Here is a 26,300-nt window from a genome sequence, read left to right as displayed (position 1 = left end):
TGCTCCCCGGAGGGGCGCGCCCGGCCCCGCCTAGGTCGGCGCCGGGGCGCTACCGCGGCGGCTCTCGGTCCGAACCTGCCCGGATGCGCACACGAGTCACCGGCAAAGGGACGCTTTACACCTCGGAAACGACGAAGCACACGGCCACCGGGAAACGGACGGACGTTCCCGGTGGCGTCCGCGCGCCGCTCACGCCCGGGTCTGGGCCGGGGCAGTGGCGTCCTGGACCCCGCATCCGGTGCCCGGCTCCAGTTGCCAGGCGCCCGCCAGGAGCTCCTCGACCAGCTCGTCCAGCTCCAGGCGGCGCTCCACCCGCCGCAGGTCCGTCACCCGGGCGCTGGTGGTGACCTGGCGGGGGGCGAGCAGCGCACAGCAGTCCTCGTCGGGCAGCACGGAGACGTCGGCGGTGCCCAGGGCGCGGGCCTCGTCGATGATCTCCTGCTTCTCCCAGCCCAGCAGCGGGCGCAGCAGCGGCAGCGTCGCCGCCTCGTCCACGGCCGCCAGGTTCGCCACCGTCTGGCTGGCCACCTGCCCCAGGCTGTCGCCCGTCACCAGCGCGTCGGCGCCCAGCCGCCGTCCGAGTGCGCTCGCCGTACGCGCCATCAGCCTGCGCTGCGCCACGACCTGGAACCGTCCGGCGCCCGCGACGGCCAGCTGCTTTTGCGCCTTGCCCAGCGGTACCACCCACAGGGTGCGCCCCGGCTGGAACCTGTTGAGTTCCCGCGCGAGCGCGTAGGCCTTGTAGACCGAGGCGGCGTCCGTGTACGGCGCGCCGGTGAAGTGGACGTAGTCGCAGGCCAGCCCGCGCCGCATGGCGCGGTAGGCGGCGACGGGGGAGTCGTAGCCCCCCGAGAGCAGGGCCAGCGCCCGGCCACTGGAGCCCACCGGCAGGCCGCCCTGCCCCCGCAGCCGCGTCCAGGACAGGTAGCTGCCCTTCCTGTCGACCTCCACGGTCAGTTCCACGTCGGGGGACGAGAGGTCGACCCGCGCCCCCGTCCGGGCGCACACCCGTTCGCCGATGGCCGCCGCGAGCACCGAGGACGTGAGCGGAAAGGACTTGTCCCGCCGCTTCGCGCGCACCGCGAAGCTGAGCGTCCCGCGGCCGCCGCTCCGCTCCTGCCAGACCCGGCGCAGCGCCCGCACGGCGTGGTCGCCGATGGTCTCCACGCTGCTGCCCACCCGCACCGCCGGCTGTACGAGGTTGAAGCCGATCACGCGGCGCGCGCTGCCCACGAGCGTGTCGAGACCGGGCTCGCCGCCCACCGTCGTGACGCTGCGGCCCCTCTCCACCCACGTCTCGCCGGGCAGCTGACGCAGCGCGTGCCGCAGGTTGTCGTGCAGCAGCTCCTCGAAGCGTGCGCGGTTGCGGCCACGGAGAAAGACCTCACCGTGCTTGAGCAGGACGCACTCCACCGCGTCGGCGTCCGGCGCCGCGTACGCGTGCGTCGCCGCTCCGGCGGGCGCGTCGCGCTCCGGCACGGTCGTGGTCCGGGTCGTGCCCGCGTTGTCGTGCGGATGTCCCTCGGGGGCGGGACGGGGCCCATGGATCGTCACGGAACTTCCCTCCTGCCCGACAGGCTATGCGACCCCTCCGGCACGCCCCACCGCTCCCTCGTCCCGCTCGGGAGGGGCCGGGGGCGCGGAGCGGCAGGTGTGCGGCCCCTCGCGCGGCGGGCAGGGGTGAGGAGGACCACTCTCCTCGCCCCCGCGGAGGCTGACTAGAGTCCTTCGAGGTGCCGCACTCGCGGGTGGAACCGGCCCTGTCCCGGGTCCGTCGGCGCCGCGCTCCGTCCGTCACCGAAGGGACATCGCATGGCCGAGGTCGTCGAGCTGGTCACTTACCCCGTCAAAGGGTGCGCAGCCGTCCCGCTGCGGGAGGCCGCCCTCGAACCCGCCGGCATCGCCGGCGACCGCGGCTTCCTGGTGACCACGTCGGAAGGGGTGGGCCGCACCCAGCGCCGCGACCCCGCTCTGGCCCTCATCAGCCCCGAGGTGACCCGCACGCCTGCGGGGGAGCGGCTGACGCTGCGGGCGCCGGGGGCCGAGGCCCTGCACGTCGAGGCCGACCTGGCCGGGCCGCGCCGGGGGGTGGACATGCTCGGGCGGCCGCTGCGCGGCATCGACCAGGGCGACGAGGCGGCCGACTGGCTCTCGGAGGTCCTCGGTTCGCGCAGCAGGCTGTTCCGGGTGCCGCCGGAGAACGGCAGAATCACCGATGGGCTGACACCCGGCACCTCGCGGTACGCGGACAGCTGCGCCGTCCACCTCGTCTCCCGCGCGAGCCTCGACCACCTCAACAAGCGGCTCGCCGACCGGGGCGCCGAACCGCTGCCGATGTCCCGCTTCCGGCCCAACATCGTGGTCGACGGCTGGAACGGGGAGCAGGACGCCGAGCACGCCGAGCATGCCGAGTACGCCGAGGACACAGCACGGCGGCTGCGGATCGGCGGGAGCGAACTCGGCTACGCGAAGTTGGCCATCCGCTGCGCCGTCACCCTCGTCGCACAGGACTCGGCGGCCAAGCGCGGTCCCGAGCCGCTGCGCACCCTCGCCACCTACCGCCGCGCGGCCGAGGGCGGCGTCGCGTTCGGCGCCAAGTTCGCGGTGCTGCGCCCCGGAACACTCGCGGTCGGTGACCCGGTGGAGGTGACGGCCTGGGGCGCGTCCGAGCTGTAGCGCCGAAGGGGGTCCGCGTCCGAGCTGTAGCGTCCGCCGCGGTCGGCGAGCGCGCGCAGCGCCCGCACGTACGGGCTGTGCCGTGCGGGCCGCGTCACCGTGCCGGCGCACGCCAGCTCCGCCCGGTCCAGAGCGTCCTGAAGGCAGGCGTCGTGCAGCGGGCGCCACACCAGTGGCCAGCCGAGGCGGGCGGGGCCGCGCGCCCTCATGGCGAGCGTGTGGCGCAGCAGGGTGTGCCGCGCGTCGACGGCGAAGGCCGCGAACTCGTGGAAGCCGTCGAAGCCGCGTGGCCCGGTGAAGGTGAAGCGCACCCAGGTCGCGGGGACATGGGCGGCGACGGTGTAGCGGACCGGGCCGTGCCCGCCCGCCGCGCCCTCGGCCAGCGGCCTGTCGAACCGCATCGCGGGCCACGTGCCGTGCGGCCACAGCCGGTCGTCCTCGCAGGACAGCGAGTCCAGCAGCGCGCCCACCTCGGCGCGGGTCGCGGGCAGCAGTCGCTCGTGCACGTTGCAGACCTGCATGGTGTCCCTCCGTTGCCTTCGCACGCGTTCTAGAGAGGAATCTCCAATACGGTCAGGCTACGCTGCCGCACATGGCCAGGCCACCCCGTTTCGACACCGACCGACTTCTCGACGCCGCCCTCCGCCTGGCCGCCACCGCGGGGCCCTGCGGCGTCACCATGACCGCCGTCGCCCGGGAGGCCGGAGCGCCCAGCGGCTCTCTCTACCACCGCTTCCCCGGCCGCACCGCGCTGCTGGCCGAACTGTGGCTGCGCACGGTGGAACGGTTCCAGGACGGCTTCCGGCGGCACCTGGCCGACCAGCCCCTCCCCACGGCGGACGCGGCGCGCGTGGCGGGCCGCGCCGCCGCACGGCACGTCGTTGCCTGGAGCCGCGCCCACCCGGACCAGGCAGCCCTCCTCGGCTACGGGCCCGAGGACTTCGACCGCGCGCACTGGTCCGAGGAACACCGCCGGCGCGCCGACCGGGGCAACGCGCGGGTCTTCGCCGAGGTCGGCGCGCTCGCCGAGCGGCTCGGCGCCCACGGTGCGGAGGCCACCGAGCGCCTCACCCTCGCCCTGATCGACCTCCCGCTCTCCGTCGTGCGCCGTCATCTGCGCGCGAGCGGCGCCCTTCCCGGCTACGCCGAGTCCCTTGTCGAGGACTGCGCCGAAGCCCTCCTCGCCACGGTGTCCGAGCGGCGCTGACGCGGGATCCGGGGAGTCCGGAGACCTTCCGGACCCTCGCCGTACAGCTGCGCTCTCCCTCCTCACACGGCAGGTTTCTCCCCCCGCCGCCGGGCTACCCGCCCCGGGCCGTCGGGGTGGGCCAGCGGCCCCCGCGGTCCCGGGGCGACCCGGGGTGCTACCGGAACAGCGACGTGGAGAGAACCCGTGCCCCCAGCCAGGAACATCACGCGTGGCCAGGTCGAGCACGAGACGGCCCCACAGCAGCGGACGGCCGCGCCCGCGCGGCCGGTCCGGCAGGAGCCGGCAGCGGACGTCGCGAACGTCTTCGTGCTCGGTATGGACGAGACCAACCGCACCACACTCGAGGCGGTCCCGGGAGCGGAACACTGCCGCTTCCACCCGCTGCTGAGCCCCGAGGAACTCCAGGAGGACGAGGTCTCGGTGCCCGGCCTGCTGGAGCGGGCCCGCGGCGTCCTCGACTCCTTCGACGGGAGCGTCGACGCCGTCGTCGGCTACTGGGACTTCCCCGTCTCCACCATGATCCCGCTGCTGGCCGAGCGGTACGGCACCCGCAGCACGGGGCTGGAGTCGGTGGTCAAGTGCGAACACAAGTACTGGAGCAGGCTGGAACAGCAGAAGGCCATCGACGAGATACCCCGCTTCGGCAGGGTCGACATGGAGGCGGCTGAGCCCGAGCCACCCGAGGGCGTCCGCTTCCCCATGTGGGTCAAGCCGGCCCTGGCCTATTCCTCGGAGCTGGCCTACGGGGTCGAGAACATCGAGGAGTTCCGCGAGGCCGTCGCGAAGATCAGGGAGGGCATCGCCCGGGTCGGCAGGCCGTTCGAGTACGTCCTCGACCAGATCGAGCTGCCCGAGGAGATGGCCGGAGTGGGCGGCATGGTCTGCCTGGCCGAGGAGACGCTCACCGGGCTCCAGGTGGCCGTCGAGGGATACGTCCACCAGGGCGCCGTCACCGTCTACGGGGTGCTGGACTCCATCACCTACCCCGACTCCTCGTCCTTCCTGCGGCACCAGTACCCCAGCAGCCTCCCGCCGCAGGTCCAGGAGCGGCTGATCGACGTCTCCGAGCGGGTCATCCGGCAGATCGGCATGGACGCGGCCACCTTCAGCATCGAGTTCTTCTACGACCCGGGCACGGACGCGATCAGGCTGCTGGAGATCAATCCGCGGCACTCGCAGTCGCACGCCGAACTGTTCGACTTCGTCGACGGGGTGCCCAACCACCACTGCATGGTGGCCCTCGCCCTCGGCCGCGATCCGGCCCTCCCGTACCGCGCGGGCCCCTATCAGTGCGCCGCGAAGTGGTACCACCGCTGGTTCACCGACGGCGTGGCCCACCGCGTGCCTTCCGAGCGGGAGATCGCCCGGGTGGCGGAGGAGATCCCAGGCGTCGTCATCGACGTCGTCCCCGAACAGGGACAACAGCTGGCGAACCTGTCCCAGCAGGACAGTTACAGCTACGAACTCGCCCACGTCTTCACCGCGGGAGAGGACGACGACGCACTGCGCGAGAAGTACGACCGCGCCATCGCGGCCCTCGGCCTGCACGGCACACCGCCCGGCGGCGAGCACAGCGACGCTCCGCAGGAGTGACGACCAGCGAGCCGGACGCGGCGGCGCACCGGCGAACGACAGCGCCCCGCGTCCGGCCGACAGCGGCCACCGACCCGGCCGACCGCACCACGGGAAGGAGGCGGACCGCGCCCATGCGCACCGTGCACAACCTGCCGTACGAGACGAAGGAGGAGACCACCAGCGTGCCGCTCCCGGACGGCACCCGGCTCTCCGCCCGCATCTGGCGCCCCGTCTGCACGGACCAGGAACCCCTGCCTGCCGTGCTGGAGTACATCCCCTACCGCCAGCGTGACCTGACGGCCGTACGGGACTCGATCCACCACCCCTACCTCGCCGGGCACGGCTACGTCTGCGTCCGCGTCGACCTGCGCGGCACCGGCGACTCGGACGGGGTGCTGGAGGACGAGTACCTGGAGCAGGAGCAGCAGGACGCGCTCGACGTCCTGCAGTGGCTCACCGAGCAGCCCTGGTGCGACGGCAACACCGGCATGATGGGGATTTCCTGGGGCGCCTTCGCCGCGCTCCAGGTCGCCGCACGGCAGCCGGAGAGCCTGCGCGCCATCGTCATCGCCTCCTTCACCGACGACCGGTACGCCGACGACATGCACTACATGGGCGGCGCGCTGCTGTCGGACAACCTGGCCGAGGCGGGCACCATGTTCGCCTACGCCACCTGCCCGCCCGACCCCGCCGTGGTCGGCGACCGCTGGCGCGCGATGTGGCGCGAACGGCTGGAGGGCACCGAGCCGTGGGTGCTGGAGTGGCTGCGCCACCAGCGGCGCGACGACTACTGGCGGCACGCTTCCGTCTGCGAGGACTACCAGGCCGTGCGCTGCCCGGTGCTGGCCTCCAGCGGCTGGGCCGACGGTTACTCCAACGCCGTGACCCGGCTGCTCGCCCACCTGGACGTGCCGCGCCGCGGACTGATCGGCCCCTGGTCGCACAAGTTCCCGCACCTGGGCGAGCCGGGCCCGGCCATCGGCTACCTCCAGGAGGTGGTCCGCTGGTGGGACCACTGGCTCAAGGGCGCGGACAACGGCGTCATGGACGGACCCATGCTCAGCGCCTGGATGCAGGACAGCGTGCCGCCCTCCACCGCGTACGAGGAGCGGCCCGGCAGGTGGGTGATCGAGCCCGAGTGGCCCTCGCCGCAGATCGACGAGGTCGTCCACCCGCTGACGCAGTACCGCATCCGCCCGCCGGGGGAGCCGGCCGGCGAGGGGGGACCCGGCGAGCCGCTGACGGTGCGCTCCCCGCTGTCGGTCGGCCAGTTCGCCGGCAAGTGGGCGTCCTATAACGCGCCGCCCGACCTGCCCTACGACCAGCGGGAGGAGGACGGGGGCTCGCTGGTCTTCGAGACGGATCCGCTGACCGAGCGCGTGGAGATCCTCGGCTCGCCCAGCGTGGAGCTGGACCTGACGGCCAGTGAACCGGTCGCGCAGGTGGCCGCGCGGCTGTCCGACGTGGCCCCCGACGGCAGCGCCACCCGCGTCACCTACGGTGTGCTCAACCTCAGCCACCGCGAGGGCACCGGCACGCCGGAGCCGGTGGAGCCCGGGGCGCGCTGCCGCGCCACCGTACGGCTCAACGGGGTCGCGCAGGCCTTTCCCCCGGGGCACCGCATCCGGTTGTCGCTGTCGACCTCGTACTGGCCGCTGGCCTGGCCGCCGCCGCGCCCCGTGCTGCTGAGCGTCCACCAGGGCTCCAGCAGTCTCACGCTGCCGGTACGCAGCCCCCGCGCCGACGGGGAGGCCCCGCGCGGCCAGTTCGGCGAGCCCGAGGGCGCCGCGCCGCTGACGACCACGACGCTCACCCCGCCGGAGGAGCGCTGGGACGTCAAGCGCGACCTGATCGACTACCACCACGAGCTGGAGATCGTGAAGGACCGCGGCTTCGAGCACGTGGACCACATCGGTCTTGACGTCGGCCGGCGCGCCTACGAGCGGTACACGGCGATGGCCGACGACTTCACCTCCGTCGGCGGCGAATCCGCCTGGACGATGACGTTCCGGCGCCCGGGGTGGGAGGCCAAGGCGGTCACCCGCACCGTACTGACCTGCACAGAGGAGGACTTCCACGTGCACGCGACCCTGGACGCCTACGTGTCGGGGGACAGGGTCTTCTCCCGCACCTGGAACGAGACGGTGCCTCGTGACTGCCTCTGAGCCTTGTCCGGTGCTTCAGTTCACGGGTCGGCGCCAGCCGCGGGATCCAGGGCCTCATCGTCCGCGTGTGCGCCGGCCATGACCGGATGCTGCCCCGGCGACCGCGAGCACGCTGGCGGAGGTGAGACCTCGCGTTCGCCGGGACATGCGCCCTCCGCGCTCTGCGCGCTACGGGGCGAGCGGTGACCGATACGGCATCAGCCGAGGTGCCGGGAGAAGAACCTCAGCGTGCTGTCCAGTTCGAATGCCGGTATCTCCCCGTGCTTGCCGGGGTTGGCGTGCAGCGTCTTCTCGGTCGAGGCGAAGGCGTCGAACAGCGCCATGCTCTGGGCTCGCGGCACTCGCTCGTCGTCCCACTGCACCAGGAACTCGACCGGGACGGTGATCGCCTCGGCGGCCTCGGCAGAGGCCGGCGCCCCGCCCAAGCCCAGTACCGCCGCGCGGATCCGGGGCTCGGCGGCGACGAACGGAACGCCGAGTCCGCACCCCAACGAGACCCCCCAGTAGCCCACCCCGCCGGCGCCGACGTAGTCGAGTTGCTGGACCGCGTCCAGGGCCGCCCGCCATTCCGGCACGGTCTGGCGTGCCACGCGCGCCTGGAATCCGGCGATCAGCTCAGCCGGCTCTGCACCGGCCTCGATGCGAGCCCGGTTCCCGGTCACGATCCGGTCGTACTCCTCGACCTTCGGCCGGTCGCCGTGGGCGGGCGCGTCGAGGGCCACGACCGCGAAACCGAGTTCCGTCACGAAGCGGCGTGCGCGGACCAGGACGCCGGGGGCCTTCTTGTGCTGCCCGCCGCCGTGTCCCATCAAGACGAGTGGACGAGCGTCGAGGGCGCCTTCCGGCGTCCACAGCACGCCGGGGATCTCACCGAGTTCGAAGAGCTGTTCGCGGACGCCGTCGGACGACGTCTCAGAGAGGAAGCGCATAGCGTTGCAAGCCTTTCGGGATGCCTTTGCGGGCGCTCCCTAGGCCATGCGGGGGAGGGAGGCCCGACCTGTCGCAGCGATGATCGGTCTCACCTCCTCGGTGCGCAGCAGTGCACGGCGGCAGGAACATATCACGAAGGACTTCCCCTCGGGCCCGGGTAGGCGAACAGGCATACGAACCTCGCCTGACGCGGCATCAGGACAGCAGCACCCGGCAGTGCGCGCCGCCCGTGCCGGGCCACCGGCCCGGTGGGCGCGCCCCGGGGCGCCGGGGGGAGGGGGACGCCCCGGGGCGGGGAGGTCAGGGCACTACGACGATCTTGCGGCCCTTGCCCTCCGCGAACCGGTCCAGCGCCTCGGGGTAGGAGGCCAGCGGGAGCCGGTCCGAGATGAACACCTCCGGGTCCAGGATGCCGCCGGCGAACAACTCGGCCGCCCGCTCGTAGCTGTGCAGCACCGCCATCGATCCGGTGATGGTGATCTCCTGGTTGTAGATGCGGTACGGGTCGATGGTGGCCCGCGTCGCGTAGTCGGCGACCCCGAACTGGAGGAACGTGCCCGCCTTGGCCACGCGGCCGAGACCGTCCTGGATGGCGGCCGCGTTACCGGTGGCGTCCACCACCAGGTCCCAGCCGCCGGGGCGGTCCAGTTCCTCGGCGGTGGCCGCGGCGCCGCTGCATCCCAGGGAGCGCGCCGTTCGAAGGCGCTCGGGGTTGAGGTCGAGCACCTCCACGCTGGCGGCCCCGGTGCGCTTGGCCAGCTCCAGCATCATCAGGCCCATCGTCCCCGAGCCGTAGATGAGCACGTGCGAACCCAGCTGGCTCTTCAGCACGTCGTAGCCGCGCACCGCGCACGACAGCGGCTCGATCAGGGCCGCGTCCTGGGTGCGCACGTTCTCGGGCAGAGGCACGCAGTTGGCCACCGGCGCCACCGCGTACTCGGCGGCGCCGCCCGCGCGGCTCACCCCGATCGCCGCCCAGCGCTCACACAGGTTGTTGTGCCCTGAGCGGCAGTAGCGGCACTCGTAGCAGTACAGGGAGGGGTCGACGGCGACCCGGGTGCCCTCGGACAGCTCGGTCACCTCGCTGCCGAGCGCCACCACCTCCCCGGCGAACTCGTGTCCGGGGATCACGGGCAGGGTCGGGGCGAACTCCCCCTGGAGGATGTGCAGGTCCGTGCCGCACAGCCCGCACGCGGCCACCTTCACCACCACCTCGCGGGGTCCTGGTGTGGGGTCGGGAACCTCCGTCAGGGAGACCTTCCCCACGGACTCGACGAGAGCGGCCTTCATTTCACGGCTCCTAGCGACAGGCCCTGGACCAGCTTGTCCTGGGCGGCGAACCCCGCGGCGAGCACCGGCAGGGAGATCACGAGCGACGCGGCGCACACCTTGGCCAGGAACAGGCCCTGGCTGGTGATGAAGCCGGTCAGGAAGACGGGCGCCGTCTGTGCGACGACCCCCGTCAGCACCCGCGCGAAGAGCATCTCGTTCCAGGAGAAGATGAAGCAGATCAGCGCGGTGGCGGCGATCCCGGGCGCGGCGACGGGGGCGACGACCCGCGCCAGGATGGTGGGCAGCCGGGCGCCGTCGAGCTGGGCGGCCTCGATCAGCGCGACCGGCACCTCGGCCAGGAAGGAGTGCATCATCCACACCGCGATCGGCAGGTTCATCGAGGTGTAGAGGATGACCAGCAGCCAGATGTTGTCGAGGAAGCCGGTGTTCTTGGCGAACAGGTAGATCGGCAGCAGCCCGGCGACCACCGGGAGCATCTTCGTGGACAGGAAGAAGAACAGCACGTCGGTCCACTTGCGCACCGGCCGGATGGACAGCGCGTAGGCGGCGGGCAGTGCCAGCACGAGCACGAACAGCGTGGAGACGACCGAGGCGGTCAGCGAGTTGGCCAGCGCCGGCCAGGGCCCCGACTGCCAGGCCCCGCCGAAGAACTCCCGGTAGCCGTCCAGCGTCAGCGGGGCGGCCAGGGACGGCGGGTTGGTGGCCGCGTCCGACTCCGAGTGGAAGGAGGTGAGCACCATCCACGCGATCGGCAGGAAGAAGACGAGCCCGCACACCCACGCCAGCAGGCCCAAAAGCGCGTTTCTGCGCCGTACCGTGCGCGGGGCGGTGACCGCGCGCGCCTTTCTCGGGTCGGCGACCGTGACGCTCGCACTCATGACCGGGCCTCCTCGCGGAAGAGGGACGAGACCACCCGCAGCGCGAGGGTGGCGATGATCAGGGAGCCGAGCACCACCAGGACCCCGGCCGCGGACGCCAGTCCGTACTCGTGGCCCTGGTAGAAGGTCTGGTAGATGGTGTACGGCAGGTTGGCGGTTCCCAGCCCGCCGGAGGTGATGGTGAAGACGGCGTCGAAGTTCTGCACGATGTAGATGGAGCCCAGCAGCGCGCCCAGCTCCAGGTAGCGGCGCAGGTGCGGCACCGTCAGATAGCGGAAGATCTGCCAGGCGCTCGCCCCGTCGATGCGGGCCGCCTCCAGGGAGTCGGCGGGACGGCTCTGCAGTCCGGCCAGCAGGATGAGCATCATGAAGGGCGTCCACTGCCAGATCAGCGCCACCTCCACCGCGCCGAGCGGCATCTCCGCCACCCAGTCGGGCTGCGGCCCGTCGTCTCCGAACACCCAGGTCAGCATGCCGTTGAGCAGCCCGTACTCCGGGTTGTAGAGGACGTGCTTCCACAGCAGCGCCGCCGCCACGGGGACCAGCAGGAACGGCGCGATCAGCAGAGTGCGCACCAGGCCGCGGCCCTTGAAGGTGCGGTCGAGCAGCAGCGCCAGGCCGAGCCCGAGCACCAGGCTGGTCAGCACGACGACGGCGGTCAGTATCGCTGTCGTGATCACGGACTCGCGCAGCGCCGCGTCGCCGAGGACCTCCCCGTAGTTCTCGAAGCCGCCGAACCGGCGGGCCTCCGGGTACAGGGCGTTCCAGTCGAAGAACGAGACCACCAGGGTGGCCACGAACGGCAGCTGAGTGACGACGATCATGAAGACCAGCGCGGGCAGCAGCGGCGCCCTGGTGACCCAGGCGCGCAGCTTGTTCGGCGGCTCCTGCGGCTTCGTGGCGGGCTTGCCCGCCGCTGACGGGCGCTCGTTGCGCGCTCCGGGTGCCGGAGCGGTCGTCGGCGTGCTCATCGGCCCCGCCCCTCGTAGTCCTCGGAGATCTCCTCGGCCAGCGTCTGCGACTTGCGCAGAGCCGTCTCGACGGACTGGCGGCCCGCGATCGCCGCGCTGATCTCCTGCGAGACCTTGGTGCCCAGGTCGGCGAACTCGGGGATGTCCACGAACTGGATGCCGATCGTCGGCCGCGGCTGCACGCCGGGGTCGCGGGGCTCGGCGCCTGTGATGGCCCGGCGGGTGACCTCACCGAAGGCGCCCGCCTCCTTCTTGTACTCCGGCAGCTTGTAGGTCGAGGCGCGCTTGCCCGCCGGGACGTTGGCCCAGCCGAACTCCTCGCCGACCAGCCGCTCGTACTCCTTGCCCGACGCCCAGGAGATGAACTTCCAGGCCTTGTCCGGGTTGCGGCTCGCCTTTTGGATGCCCCACGCCCAGCTGTAGAGCCAGCCGGAGCTCTCCGTCTTGAGCGTCGGCGCGGGCACGTACCCGATCTTGCCCTTGACCTTGGACTTCGACCCCTCCAGGGAGCCGGCGCCGGCCGTGGCGTCATACCACATGGCGGTCTTGCCCTGCGTCATGTTGTTCAGGCACTCGGCGTAACCGGCCTGGGCGGCGCCGGATTCGCCGTGCTTGCGTACCAGGTCGACATAGAACTTCGTCGCCTTCTTGAAGGCGGGGTCGTCCAGCCGCGCCTTCCAGTCCTTGTCGAACCACGTGCCGCCGAAGGTGTTGACGACGGTCGTCAGCGGCGCGATCAGTTCGCCCCAGCCCGGCAGCCCGCGCAGGCATATGCCCTTCATGCCGCTCTGCGAGCCGTCCACCTCGGCCGCGAGCTCGGCAACCTGCGGCCAGGTCGGCTCCTTCGGCATCGTCAGGCCCTCTTTGGCGAAGACGTCCTTGCGGTACATCAGGAAGGACGACTCACCGTAGAAGGGCTGCGCGTAGACCTTGCCGTCCTCGCCGCTGAGCGACTCCCGCACCGGAGGCAGGATGTCCTGCTGATCGAACGACTTGTCCTTGCGGGTGTACTGGTCCAGCGGCTGCAGCCACTCGTTCTTCGCGAAGATCGGCGTCTCGTAGTTGCTGAGGGTGGCCACGTCGTACTGGCCCGCCTGGTTGGCGAAGTCCTGGCTGATCTTGTCGCGGACGTCGTTCTCCGGCAGCACCGTGAAGTTGACCTTGATGCCGGTCTCCTTCGTGAAGTGGTCCGCGGTCAACTTCCGCAGCTCCAGCATCTGCGGGTTGTTCACCATGAGGACGTTGATCGTGTCACCCCCCTGCCCCAGCGCCCCGGCCCCGGCACAGGCGGGAAGCGTGAGCAGCACGCCCGCCGTGGCGGTCGCGGCCAGCGCCCGGGCACGGCGTGGTCGGTGAGGTGTCCGGCTGAGCTGTCTGCTCCGACGGCGCATGGAAACTCCTGGCGAAATCGACATGTGTACGGCGTCGGCGGGCGTACGAGGACGACCGCCGGTCCGGGACGGGGGCGGGGGTGGAGCGCTCGGGCGGGACGGGTCAGACTCTGATGACCTGCGGCCCCTGCAGGGCGTAACGGTGTGCTTCTTGCGCGGGCAGCCCGGTGGAGGTGACCAGCGCCTCGAAGTCGCCCACCTGGGCGAAGCGGCAGAAACTCACCGCGCCGAACTTGGTGTGCGGCCCGGCGAAGACCCGCCGCCGTGCCGCCCGCACCGCCTGCGCCTTCACCTCGCTGACCGCCGGGTCTGGGGTGGTCAACCCGTGCTCGCGGGAGATGCCGTTGGCGCCGACGAACGCCAGGTCGATGACGAATCCGGCCAGCATCTTCGTCGTCCAGTGCTCGACGGTGGCCAGCGTGCCGCCCCGCACCCGTCCACCCAGCAGCAGCACGGTGAAGTCCCCCGCACTCGCCAGCACGTTCGCCACCGGCAGTGAGGCCGTCACCACCGTCAACGCCCGGTCCGTCGGCAGCGCCTCGGCGATGAGCTGCGGAGTGAACCCCTCGTCCACGAAGACCGTCTCCGCGTCCCCGAGCAGTTCGACGGCGGCCGAGGCGATCCGCCGCTTCTCCGGCACGTGCATGGTGGTGCGGAAGGCCAGCGTCGTCTCGAAGCCGGCGCTCTCCACCGGATAGGCGCCTCCGTGCGTACGGCGCAGCAGACCATGCTGCTCCAGGACGCGCAGATCGCGGCGCACCGTCTCCTTGGCCACGCCGAGATCGTCGGCGAGTTGGGTCACCTCGACGGAGCCCAGTCGTCGTGCCGTACCGACGATCTGCCGCTGCCGCTCCGCCGCGCTCATGGCTCCGTGCTCCTGTTCGTCCTGTCCCGGCCGGTCCCCGCAGGCTCCGTTCGGGCACCGGGCTGCCCGTTCCTGCCCGTGTGCAGAGTTGTACCGGCCGTGGGCGGGGCACCACCAGCCCTCCGGTCGGGCAGATCGTGCCCGCTTGCGCCCGTATCCCGCCGCCCCTCACGGCGTGCCGCCCCAGGCCCGAGCCGCATCCGCGCCCTGACCCGGTGCCCGTTTCCCGCCCGCCCGCGCCCGTTCCCGGCCCGCCCGCCTTCCCCTGGCCCGCACGGGCACCACACGACCCGGGGGTCGGACACCACCCGGGCGCCCGGGCCGGCCGTGGCACGTCGCCTCGGCGTCGAGTACCGCCCATCGGGGACGCCCGGTACCTCTGCCCGGGTGAAAGATCGGCCGAGCCGAACGGATCGTCAGCCCGGGGAGCGCCCGGAGGAGTTTGCTACCGCCCTGACGGGCTTTCCTCTGACCCCAACAGAGAGTCTCCGGACTCGACGGTAAGGACCTGATTCAGATGCGTAAGACCAAGATCGCCACCTTCGGCGTCCTCACGGCGGCCGCGGTCGCCGTCCCGGCAACTCCCGCCTTCGGGCAGGAGGCGCAGTCCGCCGGCACGCACACCCACGCGGAGGCCACCGCGCGGACCCAGGGCACCACCGGGTACGAGACGCAGGGCACCGCCGGGTACCAGGTGCAGCCCGGCGACACCCTCTCCGAGGTCGCACAGCGCCACGGGACCACCTGGCAGGAACTGGCCGAGCGCAACGGCCTTCCCGATCCCGACCGGATCTTCCCCGGTCAGCGACTGGAGGTCACCGGAGCGAGTACCCCGCAGCCGGCCCCCTCGGCGCCGCCCCCGGCGCAGGAGGCAACCCCCGAGACTCCGCAGACCTCACAGGCCCCGCAAGCCCAGGAGGAGCAGTCACAGGAGGAGGCGGCTCCGCAGGCCACGCGGTCCAAACCCGCCTCCTCGGCCGCCTCCATGTCGGAGAACGCGGCGAAGGCGGAGATCATCCGCCGGGAGTCCAGCGGCAACCCCAACGCCCAGAACGGCAAGTACTACGGGCTGTTCCAGACCGACCAGCCCTGGGGCAAGGGCACGGTCGCCGAACAGCACGCCGGCGCCGAGCACTACGTCGAGCACCGCTACGGCTCCTGGCAGGCGGCGCTCGCCTTTCACAACAAGCACGGCTGGTACTGACCCGCCGAGCCCGGGGCCCGCTCGCGGGCCCCGGGCGGGCGCCGGGATCCGGTGTCAGCACATCCCGACGCGGCCGGCCGGTGCTCACAACGCCGCTGCGGCGCGGGACGGGCACAACCCCGTACCCGCGCCGCAGCGGCGCCGATCGGCTGTACGCGACTGGTGTGTCAGTCCTCGGCCCAGCCGTGCTGCTTCCCGAACTGCACCAGCCTGCGGCGGATGTCGAGGATCTGAGCCCCGGTCAGTCCCGGCGCGGCTTCCAGCAGCAGCTCCGTCACCGACCTGGTGTACTCGGCGACGCTGAGCACGTCGCACAGGGGATCGTCAGGATCGTCCGAGCGGACGGAGGCCGACGCCTCCCGGGGAGCATCGGCGGCGGAGGGCGCCGGTGCGAACGGCGACATGCTCTCCGCATTGTGCAGAAGGCGGACCGAGGAGGCCTTCAGTCCCCGGTCGCCGTCCTCGATCTCGAATTCGACCGCCACGCCGGTGTGCACGTAGGACTCCGGCACCATCAGATCGTTCGCGTGCAGGAAGACGTCCTCGCCCCCGTGTTCCGGCGCGATGAACCCGTAACCCCGCGCACCGTCGAACCGGACAACTCGACCAGCAACCATGTTTCCACCTAAAAACCACATCCCCGGGCCCCGTGCCCGGACACCTGGCCGGGATCCTAGCGAAGCGGGGCCGCGAGGGGTACGGCAGGTGGCGGTGCCCCCGGCGAACACCGCGGGGAGAGCCCCATAGCCCCAGGTCACCCCGGGGGAGGGGCGCTGGATGGGGGGTCGGCGGAAGCCGTCGGGATGGATTGTTCATTGGGAGGTTTACCGGTGCGCCGGGTGGGCACGGGCCCCATGCCGGGTCTCTTCTCAGAGTCCCGATCCCCCATTTTTGTCAGGACGGTTTCCGCCTGCCGACGGGTCCGGAAACCGGGGAGAAGGCGCGCATGTTCACCATCCTGCTCATCGCCGGTCTCGGCGTGGTCCTCGCGGTCGCCGTCGGGCTCGCGTTCCGTTTCAGGCAGGAGGTGGCGGACCGGGACGGAGAAGACCTCCAGGGCCGCTTCGGTCCTGAGTACGACCGCACCCTGGCCCGCCGCCGCGGCGACGTGCGGACCACCAGGCGAGAGCTGCGCGTCCGGCTCAAGCGGTACGCCCAGCTCCAGGTCCTGCCGCTCGACCGTGCCGCGCGCGAGCACTACCTCGCCCGGTGGACCGCGCTGGAAGAGGACTTCTCCACCGATCCCGGCCGGGCGCTCGATGCCGCGGAGGTCCTGCTGACGGAGCTGGCAGCCGAGCGGGGCTACCCCGCCCAGGCGCCGTTCGAGGACCTGGCCGCCGCGCTGTCGGTCCACCACGCCCGCCGCGTCCACGGGTACCGGCGCGTCCACGAGGCGGCCCGCGCCGCGCACGACGACCACCGGGTGACACAGGACGCGCGCGCCGCCCTCCTCTCCGCCGGAGCCCTCTTCGACTCGCTGCTCACCGCGCGGGCGAGCGTCAGCGCGGCGCCGGCCCGGCGCGCCGCGGGGGCGGTCCGTCCCCGGATCAGCTGACCGACACCGGTCCCGTCCGCCCACCGGGGCGGGTGCCGGACGAGCCTCCACCGGGGAGGCTCGCGAGCGGTGCCGCCTCGTCCGCCGAGCCGGACCGCTACGCGGCGCGGGACCGGGTGGGGACCTCGCCCGGCTTGTGCGCGCTCGCCGATACGGAGTGGTACTGATATGGGTGTGAACCCTACCCCTCCCTGCCATAACGCCCGCGATACCGCACAGCGGGCGAGCGAGGTCATCGAACTGCTGGAGGTGCTGTGGGAACGCGGCAGGAACGCCGCGTCCACCACCCCCGTCTCGCCGTCGCAGTTGAGGGTCATGTACTGCGTCGACCGCGACGAGGGGATGAACCTCCGCGCGCTGGGTGAGGCGCTGGGTTCGGCGCCGTCGTCGGTGAGCCGGCTGTGCGACCGGCTGGAGGCGATCGGGTTCGTGGAACGCTCTCCCAGCCCCACCAGCAGACGGGAGTTGGAGCTGCGGCTGACCGGGCGCGGCCGCGCCTACCTGACGGATCTGCGCGAGCAGCGTGAGGAGGCGCTGCTGGAGATGCTGGGTGCCATGCGGGTGCGGGAACGCGAGGCGCTGCTCAAGGGGTTGCGGGGCTTCGTCGACGCCACGGGAGGCGCCCTGGTCCCCCACCCCTCCGCGGCCCCTTCCGCCGACGCCGCGCTCTGGCCCGCCTGATCGGGCCCCGCGCCGGGCCCGGCCTCGTCCCCGGTACGGGGCCCGCGAGCCGTTGCGGCCGCGTCGCCGCGTTCTCGCCCGTCCGCGGCGGGTTTCCCCGAGAAGGCACGAGGGGCCCGCGGGGAGCACGAGGGGCTACCCACACCGCCGTTCACTCCATAGGGTGTCGTCACTCGACACATGTGAGGGGGCGCAGTGTCCTATCCGGGACCGCCGTACCAGCCGGGACGGCCCGTGAACGACTCCAACACGCTGAGCATCGTGGGCATCGTGCTCGGAGCCATCGCTTTTCTCTTCTGCCCGCCTGGTTTCGGTATCGCGGGCCTCATCTGCGGCCTCGTCGCCAAGTCCAAACAGGAGCGGCTCGCGGGCACGGCGATCGGCGTCTCCATAGCCGGCATCGTCATCGGCATGGCGATCGGCTTCCTCTTCTTCCGCAGCATGTACGGAGGCTGAGCCGCCGCCCCGAACACCCCCTTCGCCCCCGCGCGTTCGGCCGCCGCGACCTCCACGGCGAGCACGGCGGTCACGGCCGGACTGGTCGCGGTCACACAGCGCAAGAAGTGCGCCGCCGGAGCGGGCGGGAGACTGCTGGCGCTCCTGGCAGGTGCCTTCGCGCGGGGGGCGTTACGACGACGCGCAGAAGGACGGGTCCGCTGACGCGTCCGACGGGCGGCCGCATCTGATGCCTGCCCGCGCCGAGGCCGGAGGGGCAGGTGAAGCCCCTCCGGCCTCGGCGTTCGACCGGGGGCTGGGGACGGGGTCGGCGCCGCCGGCTCCGGTGGGGGAGCAGGTGCGACAACGGTGAGGCGGGCGCCGGCCCCCTCAGCGCCGGGTGGTGCCCCGGCGGCCGACGCGGCGGCTGCTGCGCCGGTAACCGAACGGGCCGGGAAGGTTCATCGACGTCGTGCGGCGGCCACGGGAACCGTAGGTCCGGCGCGGTCCGCCGGGGCGGCCCGTTCTGAAGGAGACCGACCGGCGGTTGATGTTCATCCGTATCCCCGGCAGAATCCGGATGCTCTTCCGGAAAGTGAGCCCCATGGTTCCTCCCTCTCGGGTGCAGACACGCTCCGGGTACCCGGCGCCCCGGGTGGCAAGCCGGTGAGCGGCGTCGGACGCGGGACGGCACGAAGGGACGAGGGCGATGCGGGTGCTGGCCGTGCAGAACACGTCCCGTGGCGGGCCGGGCCGGGTCGGTGACTGGCTGGAGGAATCCGGCCTCGCCGTGGACGTCGTGCACGCGTACGAGAGTGAGGCCGTGCCGTCCCGGCTGACGCATCCCGCGCTCGTGGTGCTCGGAGGCGGGTTCATGCCGGACGACGACGCGCGCGCACCCTGGCTCGCCGCGACGCGCGGGCTCGTGGCGGCGGCGCTCGCCGAGCGCACACCCGTCCTGGGCATCTGTCTGGGCGGGCAGATGCTGGCGCACGTGGCGGGCGGCAAGGTCGCGGCCGGGCACGGAGCCCCGGAGATGGGCAGCACGGCCCTCAGTCTGCGGGCCGAGGCGGCGGCCGATCAGCTCTTCCACTCGCTGCCCGAGCGGGTGACGGCGATCGAGCGGCACGTGGACGCGGTCACCTCGCTGCCTCCCGGAGCGGTCTGGCTGGCGCGCAGCGATGGCTGTCCGTACCAGGCCTTCCGCGTGGGGGAGCGGGCCTGGGGCGTGCAGTTCCATCCGGAGACGGCCCCCGAACGGCTGCTGACCTGGGACGCCGCGCGCCTCGCCGCGCACGGTCACGACCGGTGGGCGCTCTACCGCAGGGCCGAGGAGGACGCGCGGACGGCGACACCCGTCTGGCGCGAAGTGACCCGGCGGTTCGCCACCCTGGTACGGGAGGAAGCGGAAGCCGGCCGGTGAGGCCATGCGCCGCGCGGGTGACCGGATCCGGTGTCCGGCCACCCGCGCGGCAGGCCTCACCTCTCAGCCCCGGGAAAACCCGGGCCTCGCGGTCTCGGGCCTCAGATCCCCGCCCCCGCGGAGGTGGCCGCGGGGGGCTTCGGGGTGTCCTCCTCGTCGAGGACGGAGTCGTCCTCGACCCGGGCGCCGGGGAGGTGGTGCCGGGCGGCGATCAGCGCGGCGTCGACGTCGCGGGTGCCGGTGGACACGCACAGGGTGTAGGCCACGTCGTTGAGGCGCTGCTGGGATTCGGGGGAACCGTCCTCGGCGTGCAGGGCGCTGAGTGTCTCGTACTGCTCGACGAGATCGCGGAGAACGGCGGGATGTGCCATCAGCATGGTGATCGTGCTCCCTTGCGATTCGGTGGCGCCGTCGGCGGTCAGACGCGGGCCGTGCGGGCGCCCGCGGCGCAGCGCGGGCGTGCGGGCCTGCGGTCGTGTTCGACCTGGTGGCGGACGTGCTCGAAGCTCTTGCTCAGCAGCCGGGAGACGTGCATCTGCGAGATGCCCAGCTCCTTGCCGATGCGGGACTGTGTCATGTCGCGGAAGAAGCGCATGTACAGCACGCGGCGCTGGCGCTCCGGCAGGTCGCGCAGGCAGGGCTTGACGGCTTCCTTGGCGACGACGGTCTCGTAGTCGGGCTCGCTGTGGCCGAAGGTGTCGGCCAGCGAGAAGCCGTCGTCGGAGTCACCGGTCGAGGCGTCCAGCGACAGGGAGCGGAAGCTCCCGATGGCCTCCATTCCGGCCTCGACGTCCTCCTGCGACAGGCCGGTGTGGGCGGCTATCCGTTCGGCGGAGGGCGTGTGGTCGTCGACCGCCGAGCTCAACTCCCGTATCGCGGTACGCACCTTGTTGCGCAGTTCCTGGACACGACGCGGCACGTGTACGTCCCAGGTGTGGTCGCGGAAGTGGCGGCGGATCTCTCCGGTGATGGTGGGGACGGCGAACGGCACGAACGGGGTGCCGTGGGACGGGTCGTAGCGGTCGACGGCCTTGACGAGGCCGAGCGCCGCGACCTGTTCGAGGTCTTCGAGGGACTCTCCGCGGCTGCGGTACTTGGCCGCCAGCCGGTGGGCCATGGGCAGCCACGCCTCGACGATCCTGCTGCTCAGCTCCTCCCGCTCGGGACCCTGGGGGAGAGCGGTGAGCCGCTCGAAGTCCCTGGTCGTGTCGGGGGCGTCGGCATGGCTGTGACGTGCTCGCTGCGGGCGGTACCGTACGGCGCACATGGGATCTGGCTCCTTGCGGTCTCGCTTGTTCTCGGACCAACCGCGGGAGGAGCCGCGCCCGGGTCTCGACACACCCGGGGCGACTGCGTGCGGTCGCCTCCCGCGGATGTGCCTGTACTCCCAAGCACTCGGCGTCTCGTATAACCCGTGTGGCGGGTGGTAAACCCACGTGCCGCCAAGCTTTTCTGCCGAGGTGCGGCCGCGGCGTCGCCGGCTCCGCCGCCGCGCCCCCGGACGGCCCGTTCCGGGGCCCGCTGCGGGCCGCTTGGGGCGGGCCACCCGCAGCGGGCCGTCTGGAGCGGGCCACCCGCAGCGGGCCGCTACCGGTAGAGCACGGACTGGATCTTCGGGTCGTCGAGGTTCTTCCGGTCGTACCAGTAGAAGCCCGTGTTGATGGTCTTCGGCAGCTTCTCGCCCCTCTTCGCCTTGAGGGCCGCCCTCACCACCTCGCGGCCGATGGCGAGCGGGTCCTGGGTGATGGCGCCGAGCATCTCGCCCCGCTCGATGGCGTCGATCTGCCCCTTGCCCGAGTCGAAGCCGACGGTCTTGATGTCCTTGCGGCCGCTCTCCTTGACGCCCTGGATGACGCCCATGGCGGAGCCCTCGTTGGTGCCGTAGATGCCGTCGACGTCGGGGTTCGCGGTGATGATGGCCTTGGTGATGTCGGCCGACTTGGTCTGGTCGCCCCCGCCGTACTGCACGGGCAGCAGCTCGATGCGGGGCGCGTGCTCGTCCATCCACCGCACGAAACCGTCGCGGCGGTCGATCCCGGAGCCGCTGGTCTGGCTGTGCGCGACGACGGCGACCCGGCCCTTTCCGCCGAGCGCCTTCGCCAGGTGCTCGGCGGCTTCGGCGGCGGCCGCCTTGTTGTCGGTGGCCACGGTGGTCAGCGGAACCTCGCTGTCCACCCCCGAGTCGAAGGCGATGACGGGAATGTCCTTGCGCGCGGCCTTTCGCAGTATCGGTTCGGTGGCCCGGGAGTCGAGCGCGGCCAGCCCGAGCGCGTCGGGGTCCCTGCCGACGGCGTTGGTCACCTGGGTCACCTGTGTCTCGACGTCGCTCTCGGTAGCGGGGCCCTGGAAGGTGATCTCGGCGCCGCGCTCCTCGGCCTCCTGTTGCGCGCCCTTCTTGACCGACTGCCAGAACTGCTGCTGGAAGCCCTTGGAGACGATCGCGATGGAGGGCTTGCCGCCGCTCGCGTCCTTCGAGGCGCCGCAGCCGCTGAGCGCCAGCATCAGGGCCGCCGCGACGAGCGCCGCACTGCGCCGGTGCCGCATGGTCATCGAACTCGGACTCCCTCGGTCGTACGGGACACTCGGACTCCCTGGGTGGTGCGGGGTGGGGGACGGCGGAGCGGGCGCGGGGTGCTCAGGCCGCCGCACGCTTGCGCGCCCTGTCGGCGTAGACGGCCACGACGATGACGGTGCCGAGGATGACGTTCTGCCACTCCTGGGGTACGGCCAGCACCTGGAGGCCGTTGTTGAGCACCGAGATGATCAGTGCGCCGATGACCGTGCCGACGATGGAGCCCTTTCCGCCGCTCAGCGAGGTGCCGCCGATGACGACCGCGGCGATGGCCTGCAGCTCGTACCCCATGCCGGTGGCGGGCTGGGCCGAACCGAGCCGGGCGGAGATCAGCACGCCGGCCAGCCCGATGAACAGTCCGGCCAGCGTGTAGATGACGATCTTCCACTTGCGGACGTTCACGCCCGAGAGCGCGGTGGCCTCCTCGTTGCTGCCGATGGCGTAGGTGTAGCGGCCCAGCACCGTACGGCTGAGCGCCACGCCCGCGACGACGGCGACGGCGGCCATGATCAGCACCGCGTTGGGGAAGTCGGCCCCGGGGATGATGCTGCCGGTGGAGATGTCGGTGTAGGCGGTGGAGTCGAAGTAGATCGGCGCGCTGCCCGAGATGACCAGCGCGAGCCCGCCGGCCACCAGCATCATCGCGAGCGTGGCGATGAACGGCGGCAGCCCGAGCACGGCGATGTTGAGCCCGTTGACGAAGCCGATGAGCGCGCCGAACACCAGGGTGCCCAGGACGCCGACGACGATCGGCAGCCCCATGTTGGTGATCAGCACGCCGGAGACGACCGCGCACAGCGCCATGCCGGTGCCGACCGACAGGTCGATGCCGCCCGTGATGATCACGAAGGTGGCGCCGAGCGCGAGCGTGCCGATCACCACGGTCGCGAAGAGGATCGAGGTGATGTTGCCGTAGCTGAGGAAGATGGGGTCGGCGATCGCGAAGAAGACGCAGATCACCACCAGGCTGCCGAACGCCAGGAACTGCTGGAGGCGGCCCTTGAGGGTGCCGCCGCTCCCGGCCCCCTGGTCGCCTGCCGCGGGCCGGTCCTGCTGGGGCGCGGGTGCCGTCTCGGCTGTCATCACTTGCCTGCCTCGGGGATGCGGGGACGGGTGCTGTCGTGGGCTGCGGCAGGCGCGGTCGGCGCGCCGGGCCGCAGCGTCGCGTAGTGCATGACCTGTTCCTGCGTGGCCTCGTGCGCGGCGAGTTCGCCGGTGACGCGGCCTTCGGCCATCACCAGCACGCGGTGTGCCATGCGCAGCACCTCCGGGAGCTCGGAGGAGATCACGATGAGGGACTTCCCCTGCTGGGCCAGCTCGTTGAGGAGCCGGTAGATCTCCTCCTTGGCGCCGACGTCGATGCCGCGGGTCGGCTCGTCGAAGATCAGCACGTCGCACTCCTTGACGAGCCACTTGGCGATCACGACCTTCTGCTGGTTGCCGCCGGAGAGGTTCTTGACCGTCTGGCCGACCGAGGGGGTCCTGATCCGCAGCGCGGCGACCAGCTCCTCGGCGCGGCTGCGGATCGCTCGGTCGCGGACGAAGCCGAAGGAGGTGAAGCGCTCCTTGAGCGAGCTGAGCGCCATGTTGGTGTCGACGCCGTCCTCGACCAGCAGCCCGAGCTGCTTGCGGTCCTCGGACAGGTAGCCGATGCCGTGCCGCGCCGCGTGGGCCGGGTTGGTGATCCGCAGGCGCCGCCCCCGCAGGGTCACCGTTCCCGAGGTGACCGGATCGGCGCCGACCAGCGCCCTGGCCACCTCGGTGCGGCCGGCGCCCATCAGCCCGGCGAAGCCGAGGATCTCTCCCTCCCTCAGCTCGAAGGTGACGTCGTCGAGCAGCGCCTTGGTGCTCAGTCCCGACACCGACAGCAGCGTCTCGCGGTCCTGGCGCACGTTCTGCGGGCCCGCTTTGGCGTCGAGTTCCCGGCCGACCATCCGCGCGATCACCTCCTGCGTCGAGACCTGGTCGGTGCGCAGCGTCTCGACGTACCGGCCGTCGCGGATCACGGTGACGCGGTCGCACAGGGAGGTCAGTTCCTCCATGCGGTGGGAGATGTAGACGACGCCGGTCTCCGGGCGCAGGAAGCGGCGGATGAGCTGGTGCAGGGTCCGCACCTCGGCGTCGTTGAGCGCGGCCGTCGGCTCGTCCATGATCAGGACGCGCGGGTCGTGGGAGAGGGCCTTGGCTATCTCGACCATCTGCTGCTGGGCGACGGTGAGGGAAGCGACGGTGCGGCGCGGGTCCAGCGGGAGCGCGAGCCGGTCGATCAGCTCCTGGGCGCGGGAGTTGAGCGCGCGGTGGTCGAGCATGAAGCCCGCCTTGCGCGGCTCACGGCCGATGAAGATGTTCTGCGCGACCGTGAGGTCGGGCATCAGGTTGAACTCCTGGTGGATGATGCCGATGCCCTGTTCCCTGGCGTGCCGTGGGCCGGTGACGTGCAGCGGCTCGCCGTCGAGGAAGAAGCTGCCCGTGTCGGGGGTGTGGATGCCGGTGAGCAGCTTCATCAGCGTCGACTTGCCCGCGCCGTTCTCCCCGACCAGGGCGAGGGCTTCACCGTGCCGCAGGTCGAGCCGCATCCCGTCCAGCGCACGGACGCCGGGGAAGCTCTTGGTGACCCCCTCGACGCTCAGCAGCGTCCTTTCGCCGGCGCCGCCCCGGGGCGCGTCGGAGGTGTCCTGGCTCGTGGCGTCCATCAGCGCTCTCCTGCCACCTGGGAACGTGCGGCGGGGACGTCGGCCGGGACGTCGGCGGGCAGGGTGCCGGTGGAGGGCGCACCGGCTCGCGCGGGCGCGGCGGGATGCTCCGTGGCGCCGGGTCGGTGCGGGAACTTCCCGTCCGTGCGGGGGTGGATGTCGGTCAGCACGACGACTCCTGTCGAAATCGATTTCAGGGAGTGTAGGAACGGCACTTCGGCGGGTCAACAGATCCGCGCGATTCGCCGAGCCAGTGAGACGTTGACGATGAAATCGATTTCTGCCAGCCTGCGCGCATGGCCCTCAACGCAGTCCTGGGCGTGGACATCGGCACCTCCAGCAGCAAGGGCGTCCTGGTCGCACCGGACGGCACACTGCTGCGCTCCGCCGTCCGCGAGCACACCGTCGACCGGCCGGCGCCCGGGCACGTGGAGATGGACGCCGACACCTGGTGGCACGAGTTCGTCTCGCTCTCCCGCGAACTGACCGCGCCCGGCGACGCCGAGGTGGTCGCCGTCGGACTCAGCGGCATGGGCCCCTGCGTCCTGCTCACCGACGCCGACGACACCCCCTTGCGCCCGGCGATCCTCTACGGCGTCGACACCCGCTCCGTCGACCAGATCGACCGGCTCGAGGAAGAACTGGGCACCGAGCAGATCCGCGCCCGCTGCGGCTCACAGCTCTCCAGCCAGGCGGCCGGACCCAAGATCGCGTGGGTCGCCGAGGAGGAACCGGAGCACTACGCCCGCGCCCGCCGCCTCTACATGCCCAGCTCCTGGCTGGCCCGCAAGCTCACCGGCGCCTACGTCCTCGACCACCACTCGGCGAGCCAGGCCACCCCGCTCTACGACATCCACGCGCTGGACTGGTACGCGCCGTGGGCCGCGCGCGTCGCCCCCGGCCTGGAACTCCCGCCGCTGCGCTGGTCCGGCGAGGCGGCCGGCACGCTCACCGCCGAGGCGGCCCGGCAGACCGGGCTGCGCCGGGGCATCCCCGTCACCACCGGGACCGTCGACGCCTGGGCCGAGGCCCTGAGTGTCGGTGCGCACCAGGTGGGCGACCTGATGCTGATGTACGGGACGACGATGTTCCTCGTCCACACCGTGCCCGAGCCGCTCACCGACCCGGCGCTGTGGAGCACCGTCGGCGCCCTGCCCGGCACCCGCAACCTCGCGGGCGGCATGGCCACCTCGGGCGCCGTCACCGGCTGGCTGCGCGACCTGTTCGGCGACACCGACTACGCCGGACTCCTCCGGCTGGCCGAGCGGTCGGGGCCCGGTGCGGGCGGGCTGCTGATGCTGCCGTACTTCGCGGGGGAGCGCACCCCGGTCATGGACCCGCACGCGCGCGGCGTCATCGCGGGGCTGACCCTCTCGCACACGCGGGGCGACCTGTACCGCGCGGCCCTGGAGGCGACCGCCTACGCCGTCCGGCACAACATCGAGGCCCTGCGGGCGGCCGGCGGCGACATCCGCCGGGTCGTCGCGGTGGGGGGCGGCACCCAGGGCGGCCTGTGGACCCGCATCGTCTCCGACGTCACCGGACAGTCGCAGGAGCTGCGCACGACCTCCGTCGGCGCCAGTTACGGGGGCGCGCTGCTGGCCGCGCAGCTCGTCGGCGACGCGGCGATCGACGACTGGAACCCGGTACGGGAGGTCGTCACACCGCAGCCGGAGAACGCCGCACGGTACGACGAGCTCTACGAGCTCTACCGCGCCCTGTATCCGGCCACGGCCGGGACGGTCCACGCCCTGGCCGCCCACCAGAACCGCTGACGGGCCCG

The 26,300-nt window shown here is 72.0% G+C and carries 25 protein-coding genes and 1 pseudogene; 10 read left to right on the top strand and 16 right to left on the bottom strand.

Features of this window, described 5'->3' with window-relative positions:
- Positions 1-189: 189 nt before the first annotated feature.
- Positions 190-1,554: a tRNA uracil 4-sulfurtransferase ThiI gene (gene thiI / locus DTL70_RS15280; protein WP_484421901.1), complete on the bottom strand. Its 1,365-nt coding sequence runs from the start codon at positions 1,552-1,554 to the stop codon at positions 190-192.
- Positions 1,555-1,812: 258 nt separating this feature from the next.
- Here thiI and DTL70_RS15275 point away from each other — a divergent pair, with 258 nt between their 5' ends.
- Positions 1,813-2,676, top strand: a complete 864-nt coding sequence (locus DTL70_RS15275; RefSeq protein ID WP_114022458.1) for an MOSC domain-containing protein — start codon at positions 1,813-1,815, stop codon at positions 2,674-2,676.
- Positions 2,677-2,711: 35 nt separating this feature from the next.
- Here DTL70_RS15275 and DTL70_RS15270 read toward each other — a convergent pair.
- A pseudogene (locus DTL70_RS15270) lies at positions 2,712-3,197 on the bottom strand (SRPBCC family protein); the annotation flags it as partial.
- 71 nt (positions 3,198-3,268) lie between these two features.
- On the opposite strand from DTL70_RS15270, the gene DTL70_RS15265 reads away from it, so the two are divergent.
- The 3 genes from DTL70_RS15265 (at position 3,269) to DTL70_RS15255 (ending at position 7,626) form a co-directional block, all read left to right on the top strand.
- On the top strand, positions 3,269-3,883 hold the full coding sequence (locus tag DTL70_RS15265; RefSeq protein ID WP_114022457.1) for a TetR family transcriptional regulator: 615 nt from the start codon (positions 3,269-3,271) through the stop codon (positions 3,881-3,883).
- Positions 3,884-4,201: 318 nt separating this feature from the next.
- Complete coding sequence (locus tag DTL70_RS15260) at positions 4,202-5,479, top strand: ATP-grasp domain-containing protein (RefSeq protein WP_114022589.1); 1,278 nt, start codon at positions 4,202-4,204, stop codon at positions 5,477-5,479.
- A gap of 113 nt (positions 5,480-5,592) precedes the next feature.
- Complete coding sequence (locus tag DTL70_RS15255) at positions 5,593-7,626, top strand: CocE/NonD family hydrolase (protein ID WP_114022456.1); 2,034 nt, start codon at positions 5,593-5,595, stop codon at positions 7,624-7,626.
- Between the two features lie 197 nt (positions 7,627-7,823).
- Here the strand turns inward: DTL70_RS15255 and DTL70_RS15250 are convergent, their stop codons facing one another.
- The 6 genes from DTL70_RS15250 to DTL70_RS15225 form a co-directional block, all read right to left on the bottom strand.
- On the bottom strand, positions 7,824-8,555 hold the full coding sequence (locus DTL70_RS15250; protein ID WP_114022455.1) for a dienelactone hydrolase family protein: 732 nt from the start codon (positions 8,553-8,555) through the stop codon (positions 7,824-7,826).
- Between the two features lie 301 nt (positions 8,556-8,856).
- Positions 8,857-9,846 carry a zinc-dependent alcohol dehydrogenase family protein gene (locus DTL70_RS15245; RefSeq protein WP_114022454.1) on the bottom strand — a complete coding sequence of 330 codons (990 nt, stop codon included), beginning with the start codon at positions 9,844-9,846 and terminating at the stop codon, positions 8,857-8,859.
- Positions 9,843-10,727, bottom strand: a complete 885-nt coding sequence (locus DTL70_RS15240) for a carbohydrate ABC transporter permease (protein WP_114022453.1) — start codon at positions 10,725-10,727, stop codon at positions 9,843-9,845. Before DTL70_RS15240 ends, DTL70_RS15245 begins: the two co-directional genes overlap by 4 nt.
- Positions 10,724-11,698, bottom strand: coding sequence for a carbohydrate ABC transporter permease (locus DTL70_RS15235; RefSeq protein ID WP_114022452.1), 975 nt, complete (start codon positions 11,696-11,698; stop codon positions 10,724-10,726). The genes DTL70_RS15240 and DTL70_RS15235 overlap by 4 nt, the downstream gene beginning before the upstream one ends.
- Positions 11,695-13,089, bottom strand: coding sequence for an ABC transporter substrate-binding protein (locus DTL70_RS15230; protein WP_114022451.1), 1,395 nt, complete (start codon positions 13,087-13,089; stop codon positions 11,695-11,697). Before DTL70_RS15230 ends, DTL70_RS15235 begins: the two co-directional genes overlap by 4 nt.
- A 103-nt stretch (positions 13,090-13,192) precedes the next feature.
- Positions 13,193-13,954, bottom strand: coding sequence for a DeoR/GlpR family DNA-binding transcription regulator (locus DTL70_RS15225; protein ID WP_114022450.1), 762 nt, complete (start codon positions 13,952-13,954; stop codon positions 13,193-13,195).
- A 517-nt stretch (positions 13,955-14,471) separates the two neighbouring features.
- Here DTL70_RS15225 and DTL70_RS15220 point away from each other — a divergent pair.
- Entirely contained in the window at positions 14,472-15,158 is a 687-nt protein-coding gene (locus DTL70_RS15220) for a LysM peptidoglycan-binding domain-containing protein (RefSeq protein WP_114022449.1), read from the top strand.
- A gap of 167 nt (positions 15,159-15,325) precedes the next feature.
- Here the strand turns inward: DTL70_RS15220 and DTL70_RS15215 are convergent, their stop codons facing one another.
- Positions 15,326-15,775, bottom strand: coding sequence for a cold-shock protein (locus DTL70_RS15215; protein ID WP_114022448.1), 450 nt, complete (start codon positions 15,773-15,775; stop codon positions 15,326-15,328).
- Positions 15,776-16,104: 329 nt separating this feature from the next.
- On the opposite strand from DTL70_RS15215, the gene DTL70_RS15210 reads away from it, so the two are divergent.
- From DTL70_RS15210 to DTL70_RS15200, 3 genes are all read left to right on the top strand, one after another.
- Positions 16,105-16,713, top strand: coding sequence for a hypothetical protein (locus tag DTL70_RS15210; RefSeq protein WP_114022447.1), 609 nt, complete (start codon positions 16,105-16,107; stop codon positions 16,711-16,713).
- 168 nt (positions 16,714-16,881) lie between these two features.
- A complete protein-coding gene (locus DTL70_RS15205) occupies positions 16,882-17,394 on the top strand; it encodes a MarR family winged helix-turn-helix transcriptional regulator (RefSeq protein ID WP_114022446.1) in 513 nt (170 codons plus the stop codon).
- Between the two features lie 234 nt (positions 17,395-17,628).
- The gene (locus DTL70_RS15200) at positions 17,629-17,850 is read left to right on the top strand and encodes a hypothetical protein (protein WP_245979384.1); all 222 of its coding nucleotides are present in this window, start codon (positions 17,629-17,631) and stop codon (positions 17,848-17,850) included.
- 369 nt (positions 17,851-18,219) lie between these two features.
- Here the strand turns inward: DTL70_RS15200 and DTL70_RS15195 are convergent, their stop codons facing one another.
- Positions 18,220-18,435 (bottom strand): DUF4236 domain-containing protein, encoded by a 216-nt coding sequence (locus tag DTL70_RS15195; RefSeq protein WP_114022444.1) that lies wholly within the window; start codon positions 18,433-18,435, stop codon positions 18,220-18,222.
- Between the two features lie 103 nt (positions 18,436-18,538).
- Between DTL70_RS15195 and DTL70_RS15190 the strand changes: the two genes are divergently transcribed.
- Positions 18,539-19,252 carry a type 1 glutamine amidotransferase gene (locus DTL70_RS15190; RefSeq protein ID WP_114022443.1) on the top strand — a complete coding sequence of 238 codons (714 nt, stop codon included), beginning with the start codon at positions 18,539-18,541 and terminating at the stop codon, positions 19,250-19,252.
- 101 nt (positions 19,253-19,353) lie between these two features.
- Here the strand turns inward: DTL70_RS15190 and DTL70_RS15185 are convergent, their stop codons facing one another.
- The 6 genes from DTL70_RS15185 to DTL70_RS33550 form a co-directional block, all read right to left on the bottom strand.
- The gene (locus DTL70_RS15185; RefSeq protein ID WP_114022442.1) at positions 19,354-19,629 is read right to left on the bottom strand and encodes a DUF5133 domain-containing protein; all 276 of its coding nucleotides are present in this window, start codon (positions 19,627-19,629) and stop codon (positions 19,354-19,356) included.
- 41 nt (positions 19,630-19,670) lie between these two features.
- Entirely contained in the window at positions 19,671-20,519 is an 849-nt protein-coding gene (locus DTL70_RS15180; protein WP_114022441.1) for a SigB/SigF/SigG family RNA polymerase sigma factor, read from the bottom strand.
- Between the two features lie 320 nt (positions 20,520-20,839).
- Positions 20,840-21,802 carry an ABC transporter substrate-binding protein gene (locus DTL70_RS15175; RefSeq protein ID WP_220183620.1) on the bottom strand — a complete coding sequence of 321 codons (963 nt, stop codon included), beginning with the start codon at positions 21,800-21,802 and terminating at the stop codon, positions 20,840-20,842.
- Between the two features lie 85 nt (positions 21,803-21,887).
- Positions 21,888-22,907 carry an ABC transporter permease gene (locus tag DTL70_RS15170; RefSeq protein WP_114022440.1) on the bottom strand — a complete coding sequence of 340 codons (1,020 nt, stop codon included), beginning with the start codon at positions 22,905-22,907 and terminating at the stop codon, positions 21,888-21,890.
- Positions 22,907-24,517, bottom strand: coding sequence for a sugar ABC transporter ATP-binding protein (locus DTL70_RS15165; protein ID WP_114022439.1), 1,611 nt, complete (start codon positions 24,515-24,517; stop codon positions 22,907-22,909). The genes DTL70_RS15170 and DTL70_RS15165 overlap by 1 nt, the downstream gene beginning before the upstream one ends.
- Entirely contained in the window at positions 24,517-24,687 is a 171-nt protein-coding gene (locus DTL70_RS33550; protein WP_181860935.1) for a hypothetical protein, read from the bottom strand. The genes DTL70_RS15165 and DTL70_RS33550 overlap by 1 nt, the downstream gene beginning before the upstream one ends.
- A gap of 126 nt (positions 24,688-24,813) precedes the next feature.
- Here DTL70_RS33550 and DTL70_RS15160 point away from each other — a divergent pair, with 126 nt between their 5' ends.
- On the top strand, positions 24,814-26,292 hold the full coding sequence (locus DTL70_RS15160; protein ID WP_114022438.1) for an FGGY-family carbohydrate kinase: 1,479 nt from the start codon (positions 24,814-24,816) through the stop codon (positions 26,290-26,292).
- Positions 26,293-26,300 lie beyond the last annotated feature (8 nt).

Source organism: Streptomyces diacarni, from assembly GCF_003323715.1.
Taxonomy (GTDB): domain Bacteria; phylum Actinomycetota; class Actinomycetes; order Streptomycetales; family Streptomycetaceae; genus Streptomyces; species Streptomyces diacarni.
The sequence above is the reverse complement of the archived record's forward strand: the minus strand, read 5'-3'. Positions and strand labels throughout refer to the sequence as shown.